The sequence below is a fragment of the Streptomyces sp. NPDC058001 genome (assembly GCF_042886315.1).
In the GTDB taxonomy this organism is placed as follows: Bacteria; Actinomycetota; Actinomycetes; order Streptomycetales; family Streptomycetaceae; genus Streptomyces.
Map to the genome: position 1 here is coordinate 285,945 of NZ_JBHVQT010000015.1, position 15,318 is coordinate 301,262.

Annotated in this window: 13 protein-coding genes; 6 read left to right on the top strand and 7 right to left on the bottom strand. The window is 71.3% G+C overall.

Annotated elements, in window-relative coordinates; genetic code table 11:
* Positions 1-4: 4 nt before the first annotated feature.
* Positions 5-1,369, bottom strand: coding sequence for a glutamine synthetase family protein (locus tag ACFVT5_RS34510; RefSeq protein WP_389896263.1), 1,365 nt, complete (start codon positions 1,367-1,369; stop codon positions 5-7).
* Positions 1,370-1,447: 78 nt separating this feature from the next.
* Here ACFVT5_RS34510 and ACFVT5_RS34515 point away from each other — a divergent pair, with 78 nt between their 5' ends.
* The 3 genes from ACFVT5_RS34515 to ACFVT5_RS34525 all read left to right on the top strand — a co-directional run bounded on the left by ACFVT5_RS34515 (position 1,448) and on the right by ACFVT5_RS34525 (position 4,549).
* Positions 1,448-2,170 carry a FadR/GntR family transcriptional regulator gene (locus tag ACFVT5_RS34515; protein ID WP_389896265.1) on the top strand — a complete coding sequence of 241 codons (723 nt, stop codon included), beginning with the start codon at positions 1,448-1,450 and terminating at the stop codon, positions 2,168-2,170.
* Between the two features lie 179 nt (positions 2,171-2,349).
* The gene (gene eat / locus ACFVT5_RS34520; protein WP_389896268.1) at positions 2,350-3,798 is read left to right on the top strand and encodes an ethanolamine permease; all 1,449 of its coding nucleotides are present in this window, start codon (positions 2,350-2,352) and stop codon (positions 3,796-3,798) included.
* Between the two features lie 61 nt (positions 3,799-3,859).
* Complete coding sequence (locus ACFVT5_RS34525) at positions 3,860-4,549, top strand: gamma-glutamyl-gamma-aminobutyrate hydrolase family protein (RefSeq protein WP_389896271.1); 690 nt, start codon at positions 3,860-3,862, stop codon at positions 4,547-4,549.
* Here the strand turns inward: ACFVT5_RS34525 and ACFVT5_RS34530 are convergent.
* Both ACFVT5_RS34530 and ACFVT5_RS34535 read right to left on the bottom strand, forming a co-directional pair.
* Positions 4,500-5,474 carry an aminoglycoside phosphotransferase family protein gene (locus ACFVT5_RS34530; protein WP_389896274.1) on the bottom strand — a complete coding sequence of 325 codons (975 nt, stop codon included), beginning with the start codon at positions 5,472-5,474 and terminating at the stop codon, positions 4,500-4,502. The two genes, ACFVT5_RS34525 and ACFVT5_RS34530, sit on opposite strands and share 50 nt — an antisense overlap.
* A 103-nt stretch (positions 5,475-5,577) precedes the next feature.
* On the bottom strand, positions 5,578-6,474 hold the full coding sequence (locus tag ACFVT5_RS34535; RefSeq protein ID WP_389896276.1) for a LysR family transcriptional regulator: 897 nt from the start codon (positions 6,472-6,474) through the stop codon (positions 5,578-5,580).
* Positions 6,475-6,698: 224 nt separating this feature from the next.
* On the opposite strand from ACFVT5_RS34535, the gene ACFVT5_RS34540 reads away from it, so the two are divergent.
* Positions 6,699-7,856, top strand: coding sequence for a TDT family transporter (locus ACFVT5_RS34540; protein ID WP_389896278.1), 1,158 nt, complete (start codon positions 6,699-6,701; stop codon positions 7,854-7,856).
* Here ACFVT5_RS34540 and ACFVT5_RS34545 read toward each other — a convergent pair.
* The 4 genes from ACFVT5_RS34545 to ACFVT5_RS34560 all read right to left on the bottom strand — a co-directional run bounded on the left by ACFVT5_RS34545 (position 7,807) and on the right by ACFVT5_RS34560 (position 13,115).
* Positions 7,807-8,556 carry a helical backbone metal receptor gene (locus ACFVT5_RS34545; protein WP_389896380.1) on the bottom strand — a complete coding sequence of 250 codons (750 nt, stop codon included), beginning with the start codon at positions 8,554-8,556 and terminating at the stop codon, positions 7,807-7,809. The two genes, ACFVT5_RS34540 and ACFVT5_RS34545, sit on opposite strands and share 50 nt — an antisense overlap.
* Before the next feature lie 77 nt (positions 8,557-8,633).
* The gene (locus ACFVT5_RS34550; protein ID WP_389896383.1) at positions 8,634-9,221 is read right to left on the bottom strand and encodes a helix-turn-helix domain-containing protein; all 588 of its coding nucleotides are present in this window, start codon (positions 9,219-9,221) and stop codon (positions 8,634-8,636) included.
* A gap of 194 nt (positions 9,222-9,415) precedes the next feature.
* Positions 9,416-11,980 carry an ABC transporter permease/substrate binding protein gene (locus tag ACFVT5_RS34555; RefSeq protein WP_389896385.1) on the bottom strand — a complete coding sequence of 855 codons (2,565 nt, stop codon included), beginning with the start codon at positions 11,978-11,980 and terminating at the stop codon, positions 9,416-9,418.
* A gap of 52 nt (positions 11,981-12,032) precedes the next feature.
* On the bottom strand, positions 12,033-13,115 hold the full coding sequence (locus ACFVT5_RS34560; protein ID WP_389896280.1) for a glycine betaine/L-proline ABC transporter ATP-binding protein: 1,083 nt from the start codon (positions 13,113-13,115) through the stop codon (positions 12,033-12,035).
* A 280-nt stretch (positions 13,116-13,395) separates the two neighbouring features.
* Between ACFVT5_RS34560 and ACFVT5_RS34565 the strand changes: the two genes are divergently transcribed.
* A complete protein-coding gene (locus ACFVT5_RS34565; protein WP_389896387.1) occupies positions 13,396-14,301 on the top strand; it encodes a 5'-3' exonuclease H3TH domain-containing protein in 906 nt (301 codons plus the stop codon).
* A 93-nt stretch (positions 14,302-14,394) separates the two neighbouring features.
* A complete protein-coding gene (locus ACFVT5_RS34570) occupies positions 14,395-15,243 on the top strand; it encodes a siderophore-interacting protein (RefSeq protein ID WP_389896283.1) in 849 nt (282 codons plus the stop codon).
* Positions 15,244-15,318 lie beyond the last annotated feature (75 nt).

Below are 15,318 nucleotides of genomic sequence, written 5' to 3' on the forward strand. Positions count from 1 at the left end.
TTCCTCACATGCGTTCGAAGGAGCGGCGGAGTTCCCAGTCGGTGATCGCGGCGTCGAAGGCGTCGAGTTCGACGCGGGCCATGTTGCGGTAGTGCTCGACGACCTCGTCACCGAACGCGGCCCGTGCCACCGGGCTGTTCGCCCAGAGGTCGGCGGCCTCGCGCAGCGTGGTGGGGACCTGCGCGTAGTCGGCGGCGTACGCGTTGCCCGCGCAGGCGTCGGGGAGTTCCAGTTTCTGTTCGACGCCGTACAGACCGGCCGCGATGAGGCCCGCGACGGCCAGGTGCGGGTTGACGTCGCCGCCGGGGAGCCGGTTCTCGAAGCGGGTGCCGGGTCCGTGGCCGACGACGCGCAGGGCGCAGGTGCGGTTGTCGTGGCCCCAGGCGACGGCGGTCGGCGCGAACGAGCCGGGCTGGAAGCGCTTGTAGGAGTTGATGTTCGGCGCGTACAGCAGGGAGAAGTCGCGCAGCGCGGCGAGCTGTCCGGCGAGGAAGTGACGCATCACGCGGGACATGCCGTCCGGCCCGTGGCCCGCCATCACGTTGCGGCCGTCCGCGTCGGTGAGCGAGAGGTGGATGTGGCAGGAGTTGCCCTCGCGCTCGTTGTACTTCGCCATGAAGGTCAGTGAGACACCTTCCTGGGCGGCGATCTCCTTGGCACCGGTCTTGTAGATCGCGTGCTGGTCGCAGGTGACCAGGGCCTCGTCGTAGCGGAACACGATCTCGTGCTGGCCCGGGTTGCACTCGCCCTTGGCGGACTCGACGGTCAGGCCCGCCGCCGCCATCTCGTTGCGGATGCGGCGCAGCAGCGGTTCGACGCGGCCTGTGCCCAGGACGGAGTAGTCGACGTTGTACTGGTTGACCGGGGTGAGGCCGCGGTAGCCGGTGTCCCACGCCTGTTCGTAGGTGTCCTTGAAGACGATGAACTCCAGCTCGGTGCCGACCTGCGCGGTCCAGCCGAGGGCGGCGAGCCGGTCGAGCTGGCGGCGCAGGATCTGGCGCGGGGCGGCGACGACGGGGCTGCCGTCGTTCCAGGCGAGGTCCGCGACGAGCAGCGCGGTGCCCTCGTTCCAGGGGACGCGGCGCAGGGTGCTGAGGTCCGGGTGCATGGCGAAGTCGCCGTAGCCGCGGTCCCAGGACGACATCGCGTAGCCGTCGACGGTGTTCATCTCGGTGTCGACGGCGAGGAGGTAGTTGCAGCCCTCCGTGCCGTGTTCCAGCACTTCGTCGAGGAAGAAGCGGGCGGCGAACCGCTTGCCCTGGAGTCGCCCTTGCATATCGGGGAACGCCAGGACGACAGTGTCGATCTCACCGCTCATGACGAGGGCGTGCAGCTCCTCGACGCCGAGCGGGGGTGTGCGGTCTGCCACGGGACGGGCCTCCTTCGGTCAGCCGAGGCAACATAAGGTATTGCCGAGAACCTTTGCTTGGGAAGGGGGTGCGGGCGAATGCGTCCGGATGCCGAGGACCGCTTGACGCCGATACTCCGGCCGGTGCGCGCCGGGAACGGTTTCGAGGAGGCGCTGGAACAGATCCTCCAGGTCGTACGGCTCGGCCTGGTGCCGGGCGGGGAGCGGCTGCCGGCGGAGCGCGAACTGGCCGAGCGGCTCGGCATCAGCCGGGTCACCCTGCGCGAGGTCCTGAAGGTGCTACAGGACCAGGGCCTGGTGGAGTCCCGGCGCGGGCGGTACGGAGGGACGTTCGTACTGCCGAGGACCGAGACGCCGGGCGAGGAGGAACTGCGGCGCAGGACCGGGCAGATCGACGTCGAGGACGCGCTGCGCTTCCGGGAGGTCCTGGAGGTCGGCGCGGCGGGGCTGTGCGCGACGCACGGCCTGACCGACGAACAGGCCGCGCGGCTGCGCGATGCCCTGTCCCGTACGCACGACGCGCCGCTCGCCGAGTACCGGCGCCTGGACACGCTGCTGCATCTCACGCTGGCCGAGCTGAGCGGGTCCCCGACGCTGACCGCGCAGTACGCGGCGGTACGGGCGACGGTCAACGACCTGCTCGACTGCATCCCGCTCCTGGTAAGGAACCTGGAGCATTCGCAGCGTCAGCACACCGCGCTGGTCGAGGCGGTGCTCGACGGGGACGCGGACGGGGCGCGGGAAATGATGCGGGAGCACTGCGCGGGGACGGCGGCACTGCTGCGGGGTTTTCTGACCTGAGCCGCGATGCGAGTGAGCCGGTACGAGTGGCCCGGTACGACTGACCCGGCACGACGCGACACAACGGCGGTTTACGGCGACGTAACGCACAGGTCTTGCTTTCTGCCGTCCGGCGACGCAAAGGTATGGCTCCGTTCCATTGAGCCGCGTCCACCGCCCGCCCCATGGGGAGTCGTGCCATGTCTCTGGATTCCACCCGAGAGCGTTCCGCCGAACCGGCGGACGACTATCTGGACCGCAGAACCCTGCGCCGCGGCAGCGCCGGCTGGCTGCTCCTGACCGGCCTGGGCATCGCGTATGTCGTCTCCGGCGACTACTCCGGCTGGAACTTCGGCCTGGCGCAGGGCGGTTTCGGCGGCCTGGCGATCGCGATGGCACTGATGGGCGTGATGTACACGTGCATGGTGTTCTCGCTCGCCGAACTGTCGTCGGTACTGCCCACGGCGGGCGGCGGCTACGGCTTCGCCCGCCGCGCCCTCGGCCCCTGGGGCGGCTTCCTCACCGGCACCGCGATCCTCATCGAGTACGTGCTGGCGCCCGCCGCGATCTCCATCTTCATCGGTGACTACGTCGAGTCGCTCGGCCTGTTCGGGCTCACCTCGGACTGGCCGGTGTATCTGGCGTGCTTCGTCATCTTCATCGGCATCCACCTCTGGGGTGTCGGCGAGGCACTGCGGTTCAGCTTCGTGGTCACCGGGATCGCGGTGGCGGCGCTGCTCATCTTCGCCGTGGGCGCCTTCATGGACTTCGACGCGTCCCGGCTGAACGACATCGCCGTGGAGCCGGACGCGTTCGGCGCCAACTCGTGGCTGCCGATGGGGCTGCTCGGGATCTGGGCGGCGTTCCCGTTCGGCATGTGGTTCTTCCTGGGCGTCGAAGGGGTGCCGCTGGCCGCCGAGGAGACCAAGGATCCGGCGCGGACACTGCCCCGCGCGATCCGCTGGTCCATGGGCATCCTGGTGGTCCTGGCGCTGCTCACGTTCCTCGCGTCGGCGGGCGCGCGCGGCGCGGACGCCCTCCAGGAGGCGGGCAATCCGCTGGTCGAGGCGCTCCAGCCGGACGGCGAGGCGACCGTGCTGAGCCGGATCGTCAACTACGCGGGGCTCGCGGGCCTGGTGGCGTCCTTCTTCTCGCTCATCTACGCGGGCTCGCGCCAGCTCTTCGCGCTCTCCCGGGCGGGCTATCTGCCCCGCTTCCTGTCCCTGACGAGCAGCCGCAAGGCACCCTGGCTCGGGCTCCTGGTCCCCGGCGCGATCGGCTTCGCGCTGGCCGCGGCGACCGGCGACGGCGCCCGGATGCTGAACGTCGCCGTGTTCGGCGCGACCATCTCGTACGCCCTGATGTCGCTGTCGCACATCGTGCTGCGGCGCCGTGAGCCGGGGCTCGCGCGGCCGTACCGTACGCCCGGCGGGGCGCTGACCTCGTCGGTGGCGCTGGTGCTCGCGTGTGCGGCGCTGGTGGCGACGTTCCTGGTGGATGTGGTGGCCGCGTTCATCGCGCTCGGGGTGTACGCGGTCGCCGTCGCCTACTTCGGCCTGTACAGCCGTAAGCGGCTGGTGGCGCGCGCCCCGGAGGAAGAGTTCGCGGCGCTGGCCGCTGCCGAGGCAGAGTTGACACGCGACCGGTGACCGACCGCTGAGGGAGGGCCGGGTGAAGGGCCGTGTGGAGGGCCGAGTGGAGGAGAACCGCGTGAGCAGGCCGCTGATCGGAGTCAGCACGTATCGGGAGAACGCGCGCTGGGGGGTGTGGGAGCTGGAGGCCGCGCTGCTGCCGATCGGCTATCCACGGCTCGTGCAGTCCGCGGGCGGGCTCGCCGCGCTGCTCCCGCCCGACGACCCGGACGCCGCCGCCGCGACGGTGGCACGGCTCGACGGCCTGGTGATCGCGGGCGGCCCCGATGTCGAGCCGGTGCGCTACGGCGCCGCGACCGAGCCCCGCACCGGACCGCCCGCGCGGGACCGTGACGCCTGGGAACTCGCCCTGATCGACGCGGCGTTGGCGTCGGGGACTCCGCTCCTGGGGATCTGCCGGGGCATGCAGTTGCTGAACGTCGCCCTCGGCGGCACCCTCGTCCAGCACCTCGACGGGCACATCAAGGACACCGGCGTCTTCGGCACCCACCCGGTGACGCCGGTCCCGGGCACGCTGTACGGGGGTCTGGTACCGGCGGAGTCGGCCATACCGACCTATCACCACCAAGCCGTGGACCGGCTCGGTTCCGGTCTGGTGGCGTCGGCGCACGCCCTCGACGGCACGGTGGAGGCGGTCGAACTGCCGGGCGCGCACTGGGTGCTCGGTGTGCAGTGGCACCCGGAGATGGGCGAGGACCTCAGAGTGATGCGAGCCCTGGTACGGGCCGCCGCGCCAGCCGCGTCCTGAGCCAGTCCAGGGCGGCGACGCCCTGGGCGTGCTGGAAGGCCCGTACCGTCGGCAGCCCCGGCGGGGCGGGCCTGCGGGCGTGCGACACGAAGAAGCCGGCGAGCGCCGCGAGGGCCGTGGTGACCGCGTCGGGATCGGCGGCGCGGCCCAGCGGATGCCCGGTGAACGTCGCCTCTGGTTCGGGCCCGCCCTGGGCGCGTACGCACGGCAGCATCACCAGGAGGTCGAACCAGGGCGCGGCGAGCGAGGCGTGCGGCCAGTCGACGAAGACCACCCGGTCGTGGGTGAGCAGCATGTTGTCGGCGCGCAGATCGCCGTGCGCGAGGGTGGTGCCGGCCACCGCCTCGCGCCACGGCGCGCTGAGTTCCGCGAGCGGGCCGAGATGCCGGGCGACCCACGGGTCGAGTCCGCTGATGTCGTCGGCGCCGGTGAGGTCGGCCCAGCCCCGGAAGTCGTCCGCGACCCGGTCGGCGACCGGCGGGGCGTCGACCGGGGACGGGGTCAGGGCGGCCGACAGGTCGTGCACGGCGTCCAGGACCCGCCCGAACTCGTCGTCCCGCCAGGGGACATGGGGCTGGTGTCCGGGGACGTCCTCGAAGACGAGGGCGACCCAGGTGCCGTCGTCGTAGGAACCGAGCAGCCGGGGCGCCGCGATGTCGTCGGGGAGCGCCGCGGCGTGCCGGGCCTCGGCGCGGTGCATGGTGGGGCTGATCGGGTTGGACTCCGTGCTCACCGCCTTCACGAACGCGGCCCTGCCCGATGCCGTGCTCACCCGCGCGGCGACGCCCGGCGAGAAACCGCCGCGCTGGGTCACCGAGGTCGCGACCGGGTCACCGAGGATGTCCGCCACGGCATCCCGGACCCGGCCCGGGAGATCCTCCCAGGGGATGCGGACGCCGGTGGCCGGTGGCGCGGAAGGGGTCATGGACGCATCGTCCTTCGTCCCCGGGGTCCGCGCCAATCGAATTTCGCCCGGGACGCACCGCCTTGGGCCCGCCGGGAACGGGTCGGGCCCACCGGTCGGCGGGTCAGGCCAGGTCGGTCGGGCCCGGCCGTCGCCGGGTCAGCGACAGCAGGTCGCGGGCCGGGCCGGTGGGGCGGTGTCCGGTGGGCCAGACCGCTTTGAGGTCCCGGGCGAGGCGTACGCCCTCCAGGGGGATCCTGACCAGTCGGCGGGCCGCCAGTTCCTCGCCGACGGCGAGTTCGCTGAGGACCGCGGGACCCGCTCCCCCGACGGCCGCCGACTTCACCGCCGTGGTCGACGACAGCTCGATCAGGGGCCGCGCAAGACCGCCGAGCGCGGTGTCCAGGACCTCCCGCGTTCCGGAGCCCTCCTCGCGCAGGATCAGCGGGGTGCGGGCCAGTTCCGTACCGTCCAGGATCCGGCCGCGGCGGGCCCAGGGGTGTCCGGGCGCGGTGACGACGACGAGCCGGTCGTGCGCGATGACCACGGTGTCCAGGCCCGGCGGCAGGCTCAGGCCCTCGACGAACCCGAGGTCGGCCGCGCCGGACAGGACGCGGGCGGCGACGGCGGCCGAGTTGCCCGCGAGCAGCGAGACGGCCGTGTCGGGCCGCCCGGTGCGCAGGGCGATCAGCCAGCCGGGCAGCAGATACTCCGCGATCGTCATGCTCGCGGCGACCCGGAGCCGGGACTCCCGGTCGGCCCGCAGCGCCTGGGCGCCCGCGTCGAACACCTCGGCGGCCTCGACCACGCGGCGCGCCCAGTCCGTGACCAGGGCGCCCGCGTCCGTGAGCCGGGAGCCGCGCGGCGACCGGTCGACCAGGGCCAGGCCGAGCTGCCGCTCCATGGACCGGATCCGGCCGCTGGCCGCCGGTTGGGTGATCCCCAGCTCCCGCGCCGCCCGCCCCAGACTCCCGAGCCGCGCGACCGCGAGCAGCAGCTCCAGGGCACCGAGATCGGGCACGCGATGGGCGAGCGGGGGGCGGTCGGGTGCGAGTGCGGGTGCGGAGGCCGGGACGGGTGGCTTGGCAGGTGACGTGCCGCGGGCAGGCTCGGGTGACGTGGCGGGCGACGGGTCGGGTGATGGGTCGGGTGATGGGTCGGGGCGGCCGGTCATAAGGTCAGGTTATGCCCTCATAGCGGCATGCTCCCTGGTGCGGGTCCCGTTCGCGCGGGACCGTGGAGTCCATGGTCACCGTCGCCCACCCCCGCGCCCTCGCCGTCACCCCCGGCCCGCTGTTCCGGCTGCGCACCGGTGTCCGGTATCTCGGCCCCAACTGGTACGCCTCCGTCATGGGCACCGCGATCGTCGCCACCGCAGGGGCGGGCCTGCCGGTGAGCGTGCCGGGGCTGCGGACCGTACTCACCGGGGTGTGGGCGCTGTCCCTGCTGATGCTCCTGGCACTGCTGACCGCCCGCGCCCTGCACTGGGCGCACCACCGCGACCAGGCCCGCGCGCATCTCCTCGACCCGGCGATGGCGCCCTTCTACGGCTGTCTGGCGATGGCGCTCCTCGCGGTCGGCGGCGGCTCCCTGGTGGTGGGCCGGGACTGGATCGGGGAGCGGGCCGCGGTCGCCCTGGACATGGTGCTGTTCGGCGCGGGGACGGCGATCGGTCTGGCGGCGGCGGTGGCGATCCCGTATCTGATGGTGGCGCGGCACCGGATCGAACCGGGACAGGCGACCCCGGTGTGGCTGCTCCCGGTGGTGGCGCCGATGGTGTCGGCGGCCCTGGGCCCGCTCCTGGTGCCGTATCTGCCGGCCGGGCAGCCCCGCGAGACGCTGCTGCTCGCGTGCTTCGCGCTGTTCGGGCTGAGCCTGCTGGCGACCCTGGTGATGCTTCCGGTGATCTTCGCCCGGCTGGTGACGGCGGGTCCGCTGCCGCTCGCGCTGACGCCCACGCTGTTCCTGGTCCTGGGGCCGCTGGGGCAGTCCACGACGGCCGTGCAGAAGATCGCCGACGCGGCGCCGGGCGTGGTCCCGGGCCCGTACGCGCAGGGGTTCTCGGTCTTCGCGGTGCTCTACGGGATACCCGTCATGGGATTCGCGCTGCTGTGGCTGGCACTCGCGGCGGCGCTGGTGCTGCGGGCGCGGCGGCGCGGTATGCGGTTCGCGATGACGTGGTGGGCGTTCACGTTCCCGGTCGGCACCTGTGTCACGGGGGCCGAGGCGCTGGGCGCGCACACCGGCCTGGCGTTCTACGACGCGCTCGCGGTCGCGCTGTACGCGGCGCTGGTGGCGGCCTGGGCGGTGGCGGCCGTGCAGACCGTGCGGGGGCTGGCGGCCGGCCGGCTGCTCAGCGCTCCGCCGCCGCCCTCAGCGCAGGTCGCAGCGCCGCGCGGATGACATCGGGCGCCCGCGTCAACGACGGCCCGTACCAGGTGAGATGGCGTCCACTGACGAGCGCGGCGGGCACCTCGAACGCCTCCGGACCGTCCTCGGCCGTGAACCGGTACGGCTCGTCCGGCAGGACCACCAACTCGGCGCCGCTCGCCCGCAGTTCGTCCAGCGGGATCTTCGGATAGCGCTCGGCGTGGCCCGCGTAGAGGTTGTCGACGCCGAGCCGGGCCAGGAGGTCACCGGTGAAGGTGTCCCGGCCGACGACCATCCAGGGGCGGCGCCAGACGGGGATCACCGCGCGGGTGCGCCCGGCGGGTTCCGGCAGCCGCGCCCAGGCGTCCTCGGCGGTGTCGAGCCAGCCGGGGCGGGTGTCGGCGCCGCATGCCGTCAGCACCCGTTCCAGTTCGCGGAACGCCTGCGGGAGCGTGCGGATCTCGGTGACCAGCACCTCGGTCCCGGCCGCGCGCAGGGCGTCCAGGTCGGGCGCGCGGTTCTCCTCCTCGTTGGCGATCACGAGGTCCGGGGCGAGCGCGAGGATCCCCGGCACATCGGGGTTCTTGGTGCCGCCGATCCGGGTCACGTCGAGGTCGGAGGGGTGACTGCACCAGTCGGTCGCGCCGACCAGGGTGCCCGGCAGGGTCACGGCGACCGCCTCGGTCAGCGAGGGCACGAGGGAGACGACACGGGGACGGTCCGGCGAGGGCATGGCGCTCCGATTCACGGACGGTGACGGTTCACGAGGTGACGATTCACGAGCGGTGACAGTTCACGCACGGTAGCCGTTCACGGACGGTGACGCTCGGACACCGCGTCGATGTGCTCGGCGACCGCGACGATCAGGACCCGGGTGTCCGGGACCGTGGCCCGCCAGCGGTGCCGCACCCCGCCGGTGAGATACAGGGTGTCACCGCGCCCGAGCCGGTACGCCCTGCCCTCGGCCTCGATCTCCACCGCGCCGTCGGCCACGTACAGCAACTCGTCGTTGCGGTGCTGGAATTCGCGACCCGCGTCGTGGTCTCCGGTGAACTCCATCGCCTGCAGCTGATGGTGGCCGCGCACCAGGGAACGGGCGCGGGCGTCCCCTGCGGTGCCCTGGTCCTCGTCCCGTACGACGTCGACCGTGGCCGCCGGGTCACCGGCCGCGAGGAGTTCGACAGCCGTGGTGCCCAGGGCGTCGGCGACCTTCTCCAGGGAGCGCCTGCTCGGGCGCGCCCGCTCGTTCTCGACCTGGCTCAGGAAGGGCACCGACAGACCGCTGCGCGCGGCGACGACGGCGAGGGTGAGTTCCAGGGCCCGGCGCCGCCGCCGCACGGCCGCGCCCACCCGTGGTGTCTCTTTGTCGTCCATCGCTCCGGCTCCCTCCTCTGCCATCGTGCCGCTGCCGCCGTACCGCTGTCGCGCCGTGGGGTCCGCGTCAGGTCCTGTCACGTGTTCTGCACCCTACGCATGTTCGGCAAACAGCCGTCGCCAGTACAGCAGCTCTCCGGCCGGTCCGGGTGGCGCCCGGGAAAAGCGCGGAGGGGTGGCCCGCCGTGCGGCGGGCCACCCCTGCGGGTCTGTGCGGGTCAGGCGGTCGGTGCCATGCGTTCCGGCATGTCCGGGTGCTTGTCCAGCCAGGCCCTGACGGCCTCTTCCTCCTTGCCGGCGCCGCGCTGGTGGATCTCGTTCTCCAGACCGGCGAGTTCGGCCTCGCTCAGCTTGAACTTCTTGAACCACTCGGTGAGCTGCGGATACTGCTCGGGGAACTTCTCGCTGGCGACGGTACGGATGGTGTCGCCCTTGCCGAACAGGCCCTTGCCGTCCGCCAGCCTGGTCAGGTCGTACTCGTTGTAGGCCCAGTGCGGGGTCCAGAGCATGACCGCGATCGGCTCCTTCTTGGCGTACGCGCGCTTCAGTTCGGCGAGCATCGCGGGCGTGGAGCCGTCGACGACCTTGTACTCCTTGTCGAGGCCGTAGCCGGGCAGGACCTTGTTCTTGAGGATGTTCATGGTCTCGGTGCCGGGCTCGATCCCGATGACCCTGCCGTTGAACTCACCGCCGCGCCCCTTGAGATCTTCGAGCGACTTCACGCCCTTCACATACGAGGGCACCGCGACCTCAAGGGAGGTCGGGCTGTACCACGTACCGAGGTCGTTGAGTTTGTCGCCGTACTTGTCCCAGTACTTCTTCTGTGTGTACGGCAGCCAGCCGTCGAACTGGACGTCCAGCTGTCCCGCCGCCAGTGCCGTGTACATCGGGCCGACCGCGAACTGCTTCAGGTTCATGCGGTAGCCGCGTTCCTCCAGGACCGCCTTCCACAGATACGTGACGGCGATGTCCTCCTCCCAGGGGAACCACGCCACGTTCAGCGGGCGGGCCGCCTCGCCCTGGCCCTTGCCCGCCGCCTTCGAACCGCCGGGCAGCGGCGCCCACGTGTCGACCAGGCCCGGGTTCGCCTTCAGCCAGGTGCGGACGGCGTCCTGCTCCTTGCCCTTGCCGGCCTTCTGGATCTCCGCCTCCAGACCGGTGAGCTGCTTCTCGGTCATCTTGAAGTTCTTCAGCCACGCCCCGACCTCGGGGTTCTCCTTGGCGAATCCCTTGCGCGAGAGCGTGTGGACGCCGTCGCCCTTGCCCCAGGAGACCTTCGGGTCCTTCAGCTTCTTCAGGTCGAATTCGCTGTACGCCCAGTGCGGCGACCAGAGCGTGACCGCGATCGGCTCCTTCTTGGCGTACGCGCGCTTCAGTTCGGCGAGCATCGCGGGCGTGGAGCCGTCCACGACCTTGTACTCCTTGTCGAGGCCGTAATCCCCCAGGACCTTGCTCTTGAGCAGGCCCATCATGCCGGCGCTCGGCTCGATGCCGACGATGCGGCCCTTGAAGGTGTCCGCCTTGCCCTTGAGGTCCTCCATCGACTCGATGCCGTCGACGTAGGAGGGCACGGCGATCTCCAGCGAGGTCGGCCCGAACCAGGAGCCCATGTCGTCAAGCTTGTCGCCATACTTCTGCCAGTACTCGGCGTGTGTGACCGGCAGCCAGGAGTCCGTCTCGAAGTCGATCTGCCCCTGGGCGAGACCGGTGTAGAGCGGCCCGGCCGTGTACTGGGTGGTCTCGACCTTGAAGCCGCGCTGTTCGAGGAGTTCCTTCCAGAGGTACGTGGACGCGATGCCCTCGTCCCATGGGATGTAACCGATCTTGATCTGCTTGCCCTTGCCGACGTTCGTGGCCGCCTCGCTGGTCGCCGAGGGGCTGGAGCCGAAGATGCCCATGCCACCGGCGACGAGCGCCAGGACGATCACACCGACGACGGCGACGGCGGGACGGGGGCGGTGGTTCCAGATCTTCAGACCCCCGGCGGCACGCGCCTTGGCGGCGGCGCGGCGGCCCAGCGGGGAGATCTGGCTGCCGAGCGCGCCGGTCATCCGGTCCAGGTAGATGGCGAGGACGACGATGCCGAGGCCCGCCTCGAAGCCGAGACCGATGTCGAGCTGGCCGATGGCCTCGTTGACGGCGCCGCCGAGGCCGCCGGTGCCGACCATGCCGGCGATGACGACCATCGACAGGCCCAGCATGATGACCTGGTTGACGCCGGCCATGATCGTCGGCAGCGCGAGCGGCAGTTGGACCCGTACCAGGGTGTTACGGGGTGTCGTACCGAAGGCGTCGGCGGCCTCCACGAGTTCCGCGTCGACCTGCCGGATACCCAGCTCGGTCATCCGGACACCGGGCGCCAGCGCGAAGATCAGGGTGGCGATGACACCGGCCGGTACGCCCATGCCGAAGAAGAGGATCGCCGGGATCAGCAGGACCATCGACGGCATCGTCTGCAACAGGTCGAGCACCGGGCGCACGGTGGCGCTGACGGTCTTCGAACGGGCCGCCCAGATGCCGAGGGGCACGGATATGACCAGGGCGATGACGGTGGCGACGATCACCAGGGACAGGGTCGACATCGCCCGTTCCCACAGGTCCATCGAGTCGATCAACGCGAATCCGGCGAAGGCTAGGACACCCGCTACCAAACCGCGCAGCCACCAGGCGAACAGCGCGAAAATGCCCGCGAGGAGCAGCGGCTCGGGTGCGGTGAGCACCGCGTTGGCACCGTCGTACATGCCCTCGACGACCGCTTTGACGGCGTCGAAGAGCCAGGACATATGGGTGACGAGCCATTCGACGCTGCTGTCGACCCAGTCACCGAGGCGGATCCTAGGCACCGGCGATCACCTTCTTGCCCTGGTCGCGCGGGGCGTCGCAGGGGCTGGGGGCGCCGTTCTGGTCGCCGAGGAAGCCGACGAGCCGCCGCTGCGGTACGACGCCCACGATGTGCCGTTCCTTGTCGAGGACCGAGACGGCGTGGGACACGCGCGCGCTGATGGCGCACAGCTCGCCGAACGGGGTGTCGACGGCCGCCGTCTCGCAGGCGCAGGTGCCCTCGTCGCCCACGAGGTCGGTCGTCATGACGGAGGCGGCCGTCAGCACCCGGGACCGGTCGACGTCCTGCGTGAACGCGGCGACGTAGTCGTTGGCCGGGGTGACAAGGATGTCTTCGGCGCTGCCGGTCTGGACGATGCGGCCGTCGCGCATGACGGCGATCTGGTCGCCCAGGCGCATGGCCTCGTTGAGGTCGTGCGTGATGAACACGATGGTCTTCTTGAGCCGCTTCTGCAGTTCCAGGAGCTGGTCCTGCATATCGCGCCGGATCAGCGGGTCGAGCGCGCTGAACGACTCGTCCATGAGCAGCAGATCGGCGTCCGTGGCGAGCGCGCGGGCGAGGCCGACGCGCTGCTGCATACCGCCGGACAGTTCGTCGGGCCAGGATTTCTCCCAGCCGGCGAGCCCGGTGAGTTCCAGGGCCTCGGTGGCCCGCTTCTCCCGCTGGGCACGCGCGACGCCCTGCACCTCCAGGCCGTACGCGGCGTTCTCCAGGACGCTGCGGTGCGGGAAGAGGGCGAAGTGCTGGAAGACCATGCTGATCTTCTGGGAGCGGACACCGCGCAGCTCGCGCGGGCTCAGTCCCGTCAGGTCCTGACCGTCGAAGCGGACGCGTCCGGCGGTCGGCTCAAGGAGTCCGTTCAGCATCCGCAGCAGTGTGGACTTGCCGGACCCGGACAATCCCATGACGACGAAGATCTGGCCGGGTTCCACGGTGAAGGACGCGTCGATGACAGCGGCGGTGGTCCCCTCGGCGCGCAGTTCCTCACGGTCTCCGCCTGCGCGGAGCCGCTCCACGGCGGCATCGGGTCGTCTCCCGAACACCTTGAACAGGTGTTCGGCTTCAAGCCTGGACACATAAACCTCTCGGGTTGAACCATGACGGCCCGTCTCCCCCGCCGGCGGGCCGTGGAGCCGCGGGTTCCGCCCGCCTCACCGGACTCGCGTTTGGTTGAAAACGGTCCTGGTTCGCTCCGGGTGCGCGCCTGCCCCCCTTTGACCGGCCCAAACGCATGAGTGGCCCAGTTCACAGTTCGTCCCGTTCTGTCGAGTGAGGGCCCGTGTGGGGGCTCAGGTGGGGGCGGCTGTCAGTGGGCTGCGGCATGATGCGGAGGTGACTCAGCGAACGCGACGGCTCATGCTCCTCGACTCCGCTTCCCTCTACTTCCGGGCCTATTTCGGGGTCCCGGAGTCCGTGCGGGCCCCGGACGGCACTCCGGTCAACGCGGTGCGCGGGCTGCTCGAATTCATCGACCGGCTGGTCAAGGACCACCATCCGGACGACCTGGTCGCCTGCATGGACGCCGACTGGCGCCCGCAGTGGCGGGTCGACCTGATCCCGTCGTACAAGGCGCACCGCGTCGCCGAGGTCACCGCGTCGGGCCCGGACACGGAGGAGGTCCCGGACACCCTGTCGCCGCAGGTCCCGGTCATCGAGGCCGTCCTGGACGCGCTGGGCATCGCCCGGGTGGGCGTCGCGGAGTACGAGGCGGACGATGTGATCGGCACCTTCACCGCCCAGGCCAAGGGCCCGGTGGACATCGTCACCGGCGACCGTGACCTGTACCAGCTGGTCGACGACGCGCGGGGCATCCGCGTCCTGTATCCCCTGAAGGGCGTCGGCACCCTCCAGCTCACCGACGAGGCGGTCCTCCGCGAGAAATATGGCGTGAACGGCTCGGGGTACGCCGATCTGGCCACCCTGCGCGGCGACCCCAGCGACGGTCTGCCCGGGGTGCCCGGCATCGGCGAGAAGACGGCCGCGAAGCTCCTCGCCGAATTCGGCGACCTGGCCGGGATCATGGCCGCCGTCGACAAACCCACGGCCCGGCTCACCCCGTCGCAGCGCAAGCGGCTGCACGAGGCCCGGCCGTATGTGGCGGTGGCGCCGAAGGTCGTGAAGGTCGCCGACGACGTGCCGCTGCCCCCGGTCGACACGGCACTCCCCCGCGCGCCGCGCGACCCGGCGGCACTCGACGCGCTCGCGGCCCGCTGGGGCCTCGGCGGATCCCTCAACCGGCTGCTCACCACACTCCAGTCGTAACAGCGGGCCCCGGCGCTCCCCTGACCCTCCCCTCTCACAGCTTGAGGTGTTAACTTAGGTTTGCCTAAGTTGTTCGTGATCAGGGGAGGCCGCATGGCAGAGCGTCCGGCACGCAAGGCGCCGTCCACCCATCTGGGACAGGTCGTGCGCACCGAGCGGCTCACCCCGCACATGGTGCGTGTGGTGCTGGGCGGTGACGGGCTCGCGCAGTTCTCGGCGGGCGAGTGCACCGACCACTATGTGAAGCTGCTCTTCGCGCCGGAGGGCGTGACCTATCCCGAGCCCTTCGACATCCAGCGCATCCGCGCGGACCTGCCCCGCGACCAGTGGCCCGTGACCCGTACGTACACCGTGCGCTCCTGGGACACCGACACCCGGGAACTCGCCCTCGACTTCGTCGTCCACGGCGACGAGGGACTCGCCGGCCCCTGGGCGTCGAACGTCCGCCCCGGCGACACCGTACGACTCCTCGGCCCCGGTGGTGCCTATGCGCCGGACGCCGACGCCGACTGGCATCTGCTCGCCGGTGACGAGAGCGCGCTGCCCGCCATCGCCACCGCCCTGGAGGCGATGCCGGAGGGTGCCGATGTCCGCGCCTTCATCGAGGTGTCCGGGCCTGAGGAGGAGCAGAAGATCGACTCGGCGGCCGGGGTCGTCTGGCTGCATCGCGGCGAACGTCCGGTCGGCGAGGCCCTGGTGGAGGCCGTACGTGCCCTGGACTTCCCGGCGGGCCGGGTCCAGGCGTTCGTGCACGGCGAGGCCGGCTTCGTGAAGGAACTGCGCCGGCTGCTGCGGATCGACCACGGCGTACCCCGCGAGGACCTGTCGATCTCCGGCTACTGGCGCGTCGGGCACAACGAGGACGGCTGGCAGGCGTCGAAGCGGGACTGGAACGCACAGGTCGAGGCCGAACAGGAGACCGCCGACCAGCCGGCCTCCTGAACAGCACCCGGCACCGGGCCACCGCACGGACCGCCGAGCCGCCGCACGGACCACCCGGGCGCCGCACGGACCGCC